An 11067-nucleotide genomic window follows, 5' to 3' on the forward strand; every position below is an offset into this window, starting at 1 on the left:
CCCCCCCCCCGGCGGGGCCCACGGATCAGGAACGCGCCTGCATCCGCGCCAGATAGCGCGCGAGGATGTCGATCTCGAGGTTGACCGGGCGCCCCGCCGCCGCTTCGTCGAGCGTCGTCATCGCCTGCGTGTGCGGGATAATGTTCAGGGTGAAATGCGCGCAGCCGTCGGGCTGGTCGCTCACGTCGTTCACCGTCAGCGACACGCCATCGACGGTGATCGATCCTTTCGGCGCGATATGCGGCGCCAGCGCGGCGGGCGCCGCGACGGTGACCGTCACGCTGTCGCCGACCGGGATGACCGACATGATGGTCCCTACTGCATCGACATGGCCGGTGACGATATGCCCGCCCAGTTCATCGCCGACCTTCAATGCGCGTTCGAGGTTCAGGCGGCGACCCGCGTCCCACATCCCTGCTGCGGTGCAGGCCAGCGTTTCCGCGCTGGCATCGATCGCGAACCAATGACCATCGGCGTCCTGCCCCTTGTCGACGACGGTCAGGCACGCGCCCGAACAGGCGATCGAGGCGCCCAGGTCAACGGTCGCGGTGTCGTAACGGGTGGCGATGACCAGCCGCGTATCGCCGCGATCTTCGCGCGAACGAACGGTGCCGATGTCTGTAATGATGCCAGTGAACATGGGGAGCGCTTATCCTTCTCTGACCCGCTCGTAAACGTCGAGTCGGTCGCTGCCAAGCAGGCGGCTGTCAGTCTGGCGCCAGCGGCCATGGGCGTCGGCCAGATCGGTCAGGCCGATGTCGCCGAGGGCGGACTTGCCGCCGCCGATCAGGATCGGGGCGCGGTAGAGCAAAAGCCGGTCGACGCGATCGGCGGCGAGAAAGGCCGACGCCGCCCCGGCGCCGCCCTCGACCAGCAACGAATCGACGCCGTCGATCGATTCGGGGGAAGCGACGGCCGTCCATCCGTCAGGTGCTTTTCCCGAAGTCAGCAGCAGCTTCGTCGGGCTGCGATCTTCCAGTCCCGCCAACCGTACGTCGAGGCTGGGGTTGTCGGCCACCAATGTCCCGCGCCCCACGAGGATTGCCTGATGGCTCGCGCGTTCCAGATGACCATGCGCACGGGCACGCTTGCCGGTAATCCAGCGGCTGGATCCGTCGCCCATCGCAATGCACCCGTCGAGCGAGGTCGCGAGTTTGAGCGTGACAAACGGCCGCCCAGCGGCCTGCCGCGTCCACCAGGGCGCCATCGCGGCGCGCGCTTCGGCCGCGAACACACCCGTGACGACCTCGATCCCTGCCGCCCGCAATCGTGCGATGCCCTGACCATCGGTGCGGCGATCCGGATCCTGCGCGGCGATGACGACGCGTGAGACGCCTGCGGCGATCAGCGTGTCGGTGCAGCAGGGGCCGCGCGGGCTTGGGTGGGCGCAAGGTTCCAGTGAAACATAGGCAGTCCCGCCGCTCGCCATCGCGCCTGCCGCCGCCAGCGCCACCGCCTCGGCATGGGGTCGGCCTCCGGACTGCGTCCATCCGCGTCCGACGACCCTCTCGCCCTTGACGATCAGGCAACCGACATTGGGATTGGGCGCCGCCGTCGGTCGGCCCCGCCACGACAAAGCGATGGCGACCGCCATCCAGTCGGCATCGGCGGGAGCGCGCTGCATGCGCTCAGTCGGCGGCTTGTGATTGCGGCCCGCGCGCCGCGCGCTCGGCAATGGTCGAGCGCTGGACGGCCACCGGCTTTTTCTGCCGCGCCGCCGCCGCGGCTTCTTCGCCCAGTGTTTCGCGAGTCACCTCGTCGGCTTCGGCCGAATCATATTCGACCCCCATCATGTCGGCCAGTCGCTGATATTCGGCACGCTTTTCGGCGTTGCGACGCGTCGTTTCCTTGGCGCGCGCCACCCATTCGGCGCGAATCTCGTCCGCACTGCGGTCCGCCGCCCAATTCTCGAAATAGATAATCTTTGTTTCGGGCTTTTCATACGGGATGAGCTGCTGGGAAAAGCCATAGAAAATGACGAGCGGCAGGGCAATTGCGACGCCCCAGCTTGCCCAGCGGTGCGGGCGCGGCTGGCGGATATAGGCCCAGAAATCGGACAGGCCGCCGCCGACATCTACAGTCTTAAAAAGTCCCATTGGCCCAATTTAGGCGATGTCGCGGCAATTTGCGAGGGGGATGGACGATTGCACCGAACGAAGGCGGCACCTCCAACGATTGCAAAAAATGCAATAGCAGATGCTCATTTCGCAGTTGCACAATTTTTTGTGCGCTGCAATATGAGCATGCCTTTTAGGCATCCTCTCCCAAAACTTTCATGGGCCACCCTCGGGTGGCCCTTTTTTTTCGACCTTTTTTGTTGAGAGATGCGGATGTGAGCAGTTGCCGAGCGATCCGCGAATCACGCTTGCAGCGGCGTCCGCTTTTCAAATCGGCGCACTTCGGCGATAAAACTGCCCGGCAAAGCCGTCGCGCCGCCGCTATCAAGGTCGATATGCGCATAGCTGATCGCGATATCGGTCAGCCGCTCGATACCCCGAAAAATCGCGCAATGGACGGTGAAACTCGTCCGCTCGAAACGGCTCACCCGCGCCGCAATGGTGATCTGCTCGTCCAGCCGCGCCGGGGAATGATATTCAATTTCGCACCGCGTCTCGCGGATGTCTGTACCATATTGGTGAAAATAGGGCCCGGGCTGGCCTTCGCCAAGCGCGCGGAAATATTCGGTCACCCCGATATCGGCGTAGATCAAATAATTGCCGTTGAAGACGATGTTCTGCCCGTCGATCTCGTTGAAACGCACCCGTACCGTCTCACGAACGCGAAAATCGTCCAGCGGCACATCCCAGTTGCTGCGGTCCAACACCAGCTTACGCCGCAAGTGCGGCAGCGGTGCGGTCGAGCGGCGCGCAGGCGGCTGCAAGCCAGCCGCGGTCGGCCGCGCTCATTCCCGGCGCCAGCTTTTCGAACACCTCGGCATGATAGGCATCAAGCCAGTCAGCCTCGGCGGACGACAGCAACGCGGTTTCGACCAGGTTTTGCGCGATCGGGGCAAAGGTGATCGTCTCGAACCCCAGCATATCCTCTTCGGCGCCGTCGATGCTGAGCGGCACCACGATCACCAGATTTTCGATACGAATGCCGAAGGCGCCGGCCTTGTAATAGCCGGGCTCGTTCGAGAGGATCATCCCCGCGTGGAGCGGCTCCTCGGTCCCCGCCTGTCCGCCCGCGGGCTTGGCGATGCGCTGCGGGCCTTCGTGAACCGCCAGATATGTGCCGACACCGTGGCCGGTGCCATGCGCATAATCGACCCCGTCGGCCCACAGGTACTGGCGCGCGAGGATGTCGAGCTGGCTGCCGCGCGTCCCCTTGGGAAAGCGCGCGGTGGCCAGCGCGATATGCCCCTTGAGCACTTGGGTGAAGCGGCGGCGCATTTCGGCGGTCGGCGGGCCGATCGCGATCGTGCGCGTGATGTCGGTGGTGCCGTCGGCGTACTGCCCACCCGAATCGACCAGGTAGAGCGTCCCCGTCTCGATCGCGCGATTCGTGGTCTCATCGACCTTGTAATGCGGCAACGCGCCGTTCGGCCCCGCGGCCGAGATCGTGTCGAACGATAGATCGACAAGCCCGCCGCCCTCTTCGCGGAACGCACGCAGCTTCGCCGCGGCGCCAAGTTCGTCGAGCCCACCTTGCGGCGCGACATCCTCCATCCATTGCAGGAAGCGCGCCACCGCGACACCATCGCGGACATGCGCGGCGCGGGTGCCGCCCAGCTCGGTCTCGTTCTTGATCGCCTTGGGCAGCACTGCGGGATCGCGGTGGCGTTCGATTTTCGCCCCTGCCGCTTCCAGCGCGGTGAAAATCGCTGCGACCGCGCGGTCGGGATCGACCGCAACTTTCTTGTCCTTGAGGCCAGCGAGCGCCGCCTCGAACGCGTCGCGATCGTGGATCCGCACGCTGTTGCCCAGATGCGCGCGCACCGCGTCGGTGACCTTTTCAGGCGCGATGAACAGATCAGCGGTGGCATCCGAATGCAGCAACGCAAAGGCCAGCCCGACCGGGGTGTGGCTGACGTCGGTGCCGCGAATATTGAAGGTCCAAGCAATCGAATCGAGCGCGGTCATCACCGTGGTGTCGAGACCGTTTACATTCAGCCAGTCGGCGATCACTTCGCGCTTCTCGACCGCGCTCTGTCCCGCAAGCGCGACGTCGTGGACCGCGACCGGCGCCGCGCTCGGCGCTGGCTGGTCATCCCACGCCGCGTCGAGCGGATTGATATCGACCGCGACCAGCGTTGCACCCTTGGCGGTCAAAGCGCGGCCGAGCGAACGCGCCCAGTCGATGCCGTGCAGCCAGGGGTCGAAGCCAATCTTCTGCCCCGCAGCGACATTGGCACCCAGCCATTCGGCAACGCTCGACTGCGGCACCCCGACATAGTCGAACAACGACCCATCGACCTGGTCGCGCACCTGCACCGTATAGCGTCCGTCGACGAATACCGCGGCCCTGGTCGGCAGCACCGCCGCCGTCCCCGCCGAGCCGCCAAAGCCCGTCAGCCACGCCATGCGCTGCGCATAATCGCCGACATATTCGCTCATATGCTCGTCGCTGATCGGCACGACAAAGCCGTCGAGGCCCTGCGCTTTCAGTGCGGCGCGGACACGCGCGAGACGTTCTGCATGGATGGCGCTGGACATCAGACGTTCCTTGTTTCTACATCGCGGCGATCCCGCCCATATCGGGCGACACCGCGGGGGATTTTTTGATGCGCGCTATTTGGATGTTTCTGGCGGCAATTGCCACCCCGCTTGTCGCACCATCGCCCCTGCTCGCCCAACAGAAAGACCCCGCATTGACCAGCCCGACCCCTGCCCTGCCCGCCGCCCCGGTCGCCGAGAAGCGTCCGCACGAGACGGTTCTGCACGGCAAAACACTCTCAGATCCCTATCACTGGCTGAAAGACGAGAGCTATCCGGTGATCGATGACCAGGATGTGCTCGACTATGTGAAGGCCGAAAACGCCTATTTCGACGCGGCGATGAAGCCGCACGCGGCGCTCGTCGAAACCCTGTTCCAGGAAATGAAGGGGCGGATCAAGGAAGCCGATTCGAGCGTGCCGCAGAAGGATGGCGACTGGATCTATTGGGTCGAATATGAAGAGGGCGCCGAATATAAGAAATGGTACCGCAAGCCCGTCGCGGGCGGTGAAGCGGTCCTGATCCTCGACGAAGTCTCGATGGCCAAGGACAAGGAATATTTCCGCCTGTCCGACGTGGCGGTCAGCCCCAACGGCAAGCTCATGGCCTATGCGGTGGATGACAATGGCTCCGAACGCTTCGAAGTCCGCTTCACCGATCTCACGACCGGCAAGGCGCTGCCCGACGTCATCCCCGGCACCTTGTCGTCGCTGGTGTGGACCGCGAACAGCGACGCGTTGCTCTATGGTCTCGCCAACGAGAATTGGCGCACCGACAATGTCCGCCTGCACAAGCTCGGCACCCCGCTGAGCGAAGACAAATTGCTCTACAAGGAAGCCGACATCGGTTTCGGGGTCGGCATCGGCAAGACCGCGGCGGACAATTATATCGTCATCGCGACGGGCGATAACGAGACGAGCGAAGTCTATCTCCTCCCCGCCGACAATCCCGAAGCCAAGCCACTGCTCGTGTCCGCACGCAAAAAGGGCCGCGAGTACAGCGTCGATGAGCGCGAGGGGACGCTCTACATTTACACCAACGACGAACACGCCAATTTCCGCGTCGCCACCGCGAGCCTTGCCAAGCCCGGCGTGTGGAAGACGCTGATCCCCGGTTCGGACGCGACCTACATCACCGGTCTCGCGATCTTTCGCGACTATTTCGTCCTCGAAGCGCGCGAGCAGGGCGTCGATCAGGTTGATATCCGCCGTTACGATGCCCCGCTGACCTCCGGCCGCATCCAATTCCCCGAGACGACCTATGTCGCGGGGCTGGGCGACAATCCCGAATATCATCAGGACAAGCTTCGCCTCGACTATGAATCGATGGTCACCCCCGACACGGTGTTCGATTTCGATGTCGCTGGCAAAAAGCTTGAAACGCTGAAGGTGCAAGAGATTCCGTCTGGTTACACAAAGGACGAATATGTAACCGAATTGGTGAGCATGCCCGCGCGCGACGGTACGCCGGTGCCGGTTTCGCTGGTGTACAAGAAAGGTACCCCGCGCGACGGCAGCGCGCCGATGCACCTCTATGTCTATGGCTCCTACGGCTACCGCGTCCCGCCGGGTTTCTCGACCACGCGGCTCAGCCTGGTCGATCGCGGCATGATCTATGCGATCGCGCATGTCCGCGGTGGCGACGATCTGGGCCGCGCCTGGTATCTCGCGGGCAAGACGACCGCGCGCAAAAATACCTTCAACGATTTCATCGACGTCGCCAAAGGCCTGATCGCGGCGAATTACGCTAGCGCCGGCAAGATTTCGATCGAGGGCCGCTCGGCGGGCGGGCAGGTGATGGGGGTCGTTTACAACGAGGCGCCCGAATTATGGGGCGCGGTGCTCGCGGGGGTACCTTTCGTCGATGTCATCAACACGATGGTCGACGAAACGCTGCCGCTGACCCCCGGCGAATGGCCCGAATGGGGCAATCCGATCACCGACAAGGCCGCGTTTGACTTCATGTTGAGCTACAGCCCCTATGACAATGTGACCGCCAAAGCCTATCCGCCGATGCTGGTGTCGGCGGGGCTCAACGACCCGCGCGTGACCTATTGGGAACCCGCCAAATGGGTCGCCAAGCTCCGCGCGACGCGCACCAACGATGCCCAACTGCTGCTGCGCACCAACATGGGCGCGGGTCATGCGGGCAAGTCGGGCCGCTGGGGCGCGCTGCGTGAAGATGCCGAGGAATTTGCTTTTGTGCTGACGCAGCTCGGCATGGAGGAATAATGTACCGGTACCGATAGCGCGCCGGTCGCGACAGGCGCGCGACATTTCGGTACAGGGGTGCGACAATTGGCAATCATTCCCTCCCCACCACAAAGGGAGAGGGTTTGATGACCAAAAGATTGTCGGTGCACCTTCTGGGCACGGGGGCGCTGCTCGCAAGCGCTGTGCACGCCGGAGCCGAACCGGTTGCCGATGCGGCGACGATTTCCCAGCGCCTGCTCGACAGGCTACGCGAGACCAACGGTGTGCCGGGCATGGGCGCCGCGGTGTGGCAGAATGGCCAAATCGTCTGGGATGGATCGAGCGGCCTGCGCGATGTAGAAGGCGGCGCCCCGGTGACGCGCGATACACTGTTCCGCCTTGCCAGCGTGTCCAAGCTGTTCACCGTCACCGCTGCCGCAAAGCTTGCGGAAGAGGGCAAGCTCGACCTTGACGCACCGGTACAAGCGCAGCTGCCATGGCTCGGTGCCCGCTGGCCCGCGATCACCCCGCGCCAACTCGCCGCGCATACATCGGGGCTGCCGCACTATCAGGACGTCGATCGCGATCGCGGTGCCGTGCACTATCACACCGGGCGCGAGGCGGTCGCAATCTTCGCCAATCGCGACCTGCTCAGCCCGCCCGGCATCGCTTACAGCTACTCATCATGGGGATACACGCTGCTCGGCACCCTGGTGGAGGAGCACGCTGACCAATCCTTCCCCGACTATGTGACGCGGCAACTGGTCCCCGGGCTCGCGATCCGCGCCGACGCAACGCACAGCGGCGATTCCAGTGCGTCACGCGCCTATGGTTTCGAAGCCGGGCGCATCGTCGAAATGCCGCGGCACGATTTCAGCTATACCTGGGGCGGTGGCGGGCTGAGCGGGACGGCGGGCGCGGTGGCGACCTTTGGCGGGCAGATGATCGATGCAAAGCTCGTCCGCCCCGCGACCTTCGATGCCATGCTTGTGCCGGTACGGCTCGCCGATGGACGGCCTGCGGGCGAGCTCGACTATGGCGTCGGCTTCGGCTGGCGCATCAGCCGCGACCCCGACGGCGCGCCCTTTTTCCACCACAATGGCAGCGCCATGGGCGGGCGCAGCACCGTCGGGCTGTGGCGCGCCGAACGCACCGCAGTCAGCGTGCTGGCAAATGCCTCATGGGTGTCGCGGATGGAGCCGACCGCGCAGATGATCGCGGCGCCGTTCCGGCCAGCCCCGGCAGGGCTTATCGCCACCGCCTGTCCAGTCGGCGCGCAACGCTACCGCGGGACATTTGGCGTTGCGGTGGTCGAGGGCGCCGTCCGTTTCCGCATCGAACAGGGGCTATGCATCGGCACTGCCGAACAGCACACCGCGATGCGCAGCTATTTCGCTACCGCGATGCAGCGAACCGACGCGCCGCTGACGCTGGTTGGGCTCGACCCTGAGGGCGGTCTGGCCCGCGCCGGACTCGTCAACCCATTCGGCATCGCCGACCTGCGCGCGCAAGCCGACGGCAGCTTTGCCGCTGAGATTGCCACCGGCCGCCGACTCGACCTGCGCTTCGATCAGCCCGGCAGATAGCTACGGTCCACCAGATCGCGCTCGAGCATCGCCGCGCCTTCGAACAAATGGCCGGCGATGCCGAGGGATTCGGCCCCCGCGACATTGGCCGCCACGTCATCGATGAACAGCGCCCCCGCAGGGTCGATCCCGAATCGCTCGATCGCCAGGCGATAGATCGCGGGATCGGGCTTCATCAGCTTTTCGGTGCCGGAAACGATGATGTCCCGGAAGCGGTCGAAGATCGGCTGGGTGGGACGGAATCCTTTCCAGAATTCATGCCCGAAATTGGTGATCGCAAACAACGGCACCCCCGCCGCGTCGAGCCGCTCGACGAGTTCGAGGCTGCCGGGCATCGGCGCCGGGATCGTCTCGTTGAAGCGCGCGGCATAGGCATCGATCAACGCGGCATGGTCGGGAAACTCGGCCTTGAGCTCGGGCAGCATGTCGGTGAGTGGGCGGCCCGCGTCATGCTGGAAATGCCACTGCGGCGTGACGACGTGCGTCACGAACCATTCCAGCTCGGCCTCATCGGCAATCAGCTTGGCGAACAGATAGCGCAGGTCCCAGTCAAACAGGACACGGCCTACGTCGAAGATCACGCTTTGGCGAATCATATGCCCTCCAGACACGCGAAAGCGCCGCCGGAAGCATCCGACGGCGTTACGCTGGTCATCAAAAGCAAACGGGGTGAAATCACCCCGCGCCGGGGCATCAGCCCTGGCGCGCCTTGAAGCGGCGGTTGGTCTTGTTGATCACATAGGTGCGGCCACGGCGGCGGATAACGCGGTTATCGCGGTGGCGGTCCTTCAGCGACTTCAGGCTGTTGCGAATCTTCATGGTTCTTGTCCGTAAATCTTGGCGTATTGACGCGAAGCGGCGCAACTATGGGGATGCGGGTAAAAAGTCAACCGGCAGGCGAAGAGAAAACGTCGCCCCCGCGAAGGTGGGGACCGTTGCCCGGCTTACGCGACGCCGCTGCATAAACCGCCAGCGGCCCCTGCCTTCGCGGGGGCGACGGGATCGCTACCCCGCCAGGGCCTTTTGCCGCCGTCTCTGCACCGACGAGCCAAACCCCATCGCCTCGCGATACTTCACCACAGTGCGCCGCGCGATGTCGTGGCCCTCGGCGGACAATTTCTGCGCGATCGTTTCGTCGGACAGAATCGCCTTGGCATCCTCGGCCTCGATCATCGCCTTGATCCGGCTCTTGATCGACTCGGATGACACCGCGCCGTCGCCCTCGGTCGCCGAAATGCCGCTCGAGAAGAAATATTTGAGTTCGAACAGCCCGCGCGGGCAGCTGAGATATTTGTTGCTGGTGACGCGGCTCACGGTCGATTCGTGCATGCCGATTTCTTCGGCGACCTGACGCAGGGTCAGCGGGCGCATGTGCGCGACGCCGTGCAGGAAAAAGCCCTCCTGCTGCTTGACGATCGCGCTTGCGACCTTGACGATTGTGCGCTGACGCTGGTCGAGCGCGCGGACCAGCCAGTTGGCGCTCGCCAGCTGTTCGGACAGCCACGCCTTGCTCTTTGCCGCCGCCCCCGTCGTCAGCTCGGTGTAGTAACGCCGATTGACGAGCAGCCGCGGCAGGGTGCCGCTGTTGATCTCGACCGCCCAGCCTTTGGCGGTCTGGCGAATGAACAGGTCGGGGACGACCGCCTGCGTCGCATCGCCGCCGAATTTCAGCCCGGGCTTGGGATCATAATTGCGTAATTCGCGGATCATGTCGGCGAGATCTTCGTCGTCAACGCCGCAGATACGCTTCAATTGCGGAAAGGCACCTTTGGCGACCAGATCGAGATGCGCGATCATCGTGGCCATCGCGGGATCATAACGATCGGCTTCGCGCGCCTGAATCGCAATGCATTCGGCGAGGTCGCGCCCGCCGACCCCCGATGGATCGAAACCTTGCACCCCCGCGAGGACGCTCTCGACCAGCGCAAGCGGCACCCCGAGCCGCTGCGCGACCTCGGCCAGGTCGGCGCGCAAATATCCGGTGTCGTCAATCAAGGCGACCAGCTGCTCGGCGATCATTGCTTCCAGCCCGCTGAAGCGTTCGCCGACCTGCGCGAGCAGATGGTCGTGCAGCGTCTCGTCCTCGCCCGCGAAGCTGTCGAAATCGATGCCCTCGCTATCGCTGCCCGACAGGCCGACATTGTCGCTGGCGCTGTCGTGGTGGAAGCTTTCGGCGGTCATATCGACATCGAGGTCGTTCGCGGTGCCGCTATCCGACGATAAGGCATGGTCGGCGTCGAGCGAGGCCGCTTCAGTCACGGGCGCGTCATCGCCCAGGCCGTCATTCGTGTCGGCCGCGCTGCCATCGCTATCGCCGGGCGTCGCATCCAGCAGCGGATTGCCTTCCAGCGCCTCGGCCAGATAGGCTTCGAGTTCAAGGTTCGACAGCGCCAGCAGCTTAATCGCTTGCTGCAGCTGCGGCGTCATCACCAGCGATTGCGACTGGCGGAGATCGAGGCGCGGACCCAACGCCATGGCGGGCTATATTATTTCCCGCCTAGCTCCCGCGAAGGCGGGAGCCCATCTCCGGTCGGCGCTATTTCAAACCTATCGGAGATGGGTCCCCCCCCTAGCGGGGGCACACCGAGACATTTATGGGGGCGGTCCGCAAAAAAAAAAACGCGAAACCCACGC

10 protein-coding genes are annotated in these 11067 nt (G+C 64.2%); 2 read left to right on the top strand and 8 right to left on the bottom strand.

The window, feature by feature from the left end:
• Window positions 1–25: 25 nt before the first annotated feature.
• The 5 genes from K0M74_RS14145 to K0M74_RS14165 all read right to left on the bottom strand — a co-directional run bounded on the left by K0M74_RS14145 (window position 26) and on the right by K0M74_RS14165 (window position 4655).
• Window positions 26–640, bottom strand: a complete 615-nt coding sequence (locus K0M74_RS14145; RefSeq protein ID WP_293973654.1) for a riboflavin synthase — start codon at window positions 638–640, stop codon at window positions 26–28.
• A 9-nt stretch (window positions 641–649) separates the two neighbouring features.
• A complete protein-coding gene (gene ribD, locus K0M74_RS14150; RefSeq protein ID WP_293973678.1) occupies window positions 650–1594 on the bottom strand; it encodes a bifunctional diaminohydroxyphosphoribosylaminopyrimidine deaminase/5-amino-6-(5-phosphoribosylamino)uracil reductase RibD in 945 nt (314 codons plus the stop codon).
• A 34-nt stretch (window positions 1595–1628) separates the two neighbouring features.
• Complete coding sequence (locus K0M74_RS14155; RefSeq protein WP_293973657.1) at window positions 1629–2096, bottom strand: hypothetical protein; 468 nt, start codon at window positions 2094–2096, stop codon at window positions 1629–1631.
• A gap of 263 nt (window positions 2097–2359) precedes the next feature.
• Window positions 2360–2824, bottom strand: a complete 465-nt coding sequence (locus K0M74_RS14160; RefSeq protein WP_293973660.1) for a thioesterase family protein — start codon at window positions 2822–2824, stop codon at window positions 2360–2362.
• A 4-nt stretch (window positions 2825–2828) separates the two neighbouring features.
• Window positions 2829–4655 carry an aminopeptidase P family protein gene (locus K0M74_RS14165; RefSeq protein WP_293973663.1) on the bottom strand — a complete coding sequence of 609 codons (1827 nt, stop codon included), beginning with the start codon at window positions 4653–4655 and terminating at the stop codon, window positions 2829–2831.
• A 68-nt stretch (window positions 4656–4723) separates the two neighbouring features.
• Here K0M74_RS14165 and K0M74_RS14170 point away from each other — a divergent pair, with 68 nt between their 5' ends.
• Window positions 4724–6886, top strand: a complete 2163-nt coding sequence (locus K0M74_RS14170) for a S9 family peptidase (protein WP_293973666.1) — start codon at window positions 4724–4726, stop codon at window positions 6884–6886.
• A 107-nt stretch (window positions 6887–6993) separates the two neighbouring features.
• Window positions 6994–8433, top strand: a complete 1440-nt coding sequence (locus K0M74_RS14175) for a serine hydrolase (RefSeq protein WP_293973669.1) — start codon at window positions 6994–6996, stop codon at window positions 8431–8433.
• Here the strand turns inward: K0M74_RS14175 and K0M74_RS14180 are convergent.
• The 3 genes from K0M74_RS14180 to rpoN all read right to left on the bottom strand — a co-directional run bounded on the left by K0M74_RS14180 (window position 8418) and on the right by rpoN (window position 10908).
• Window positions 8418–9029, bottom strand: coding sequence for an HAD family phosphatase (locus K0M74_RS14180; RefSeq protein WP_293973672.1), 612 nt, complete (start codon window positions 9027–9029; stop codon window positions 8418–8420). The two genes, K0M74_RS14175 and K0M74_RS14180, sit on opposite strands and share 16 nt — an antisense overlap.
• Before the next feature lie 97 nt (window positions 9030–9126).
• Window positions 9127–9252, bottom strand: a complete 126-nt coding sequence (gene ykgO / locus K0M74_RS14185; RefSeq protein ID WP_003046794.1) for a type B 50S ribosomal protein L36 — start codon at window positions 9250–9252, stop codon at window positions 9127–9129.
• Window positions 9253–9438: 186 nt separating this feature from the next.
• Window positions 9439–10908, bottom strand: coding sequence for an RNA polymerase factor sigma-54 (gene rpoN, locus K0M74_RS14190; RefSeq protein WP_293973675.1), 1470 nt, complete (start codon window positions 10906–10908; stop codon window positions 9439–9441).
• Between the last annotated feature and the right edge of the window lie 159 nt (window positions 10909–11067).

It is taken from the genome of Sphingopyxis sp. (assembly GCF_019459305.1).
Taxonomy (GTDB): domain Bacteria; phylum Pseudomonadota; class Alphaproteobacteria; order Sphingomonadales; family Sphingomonadaceae; genus Sphingopyxis.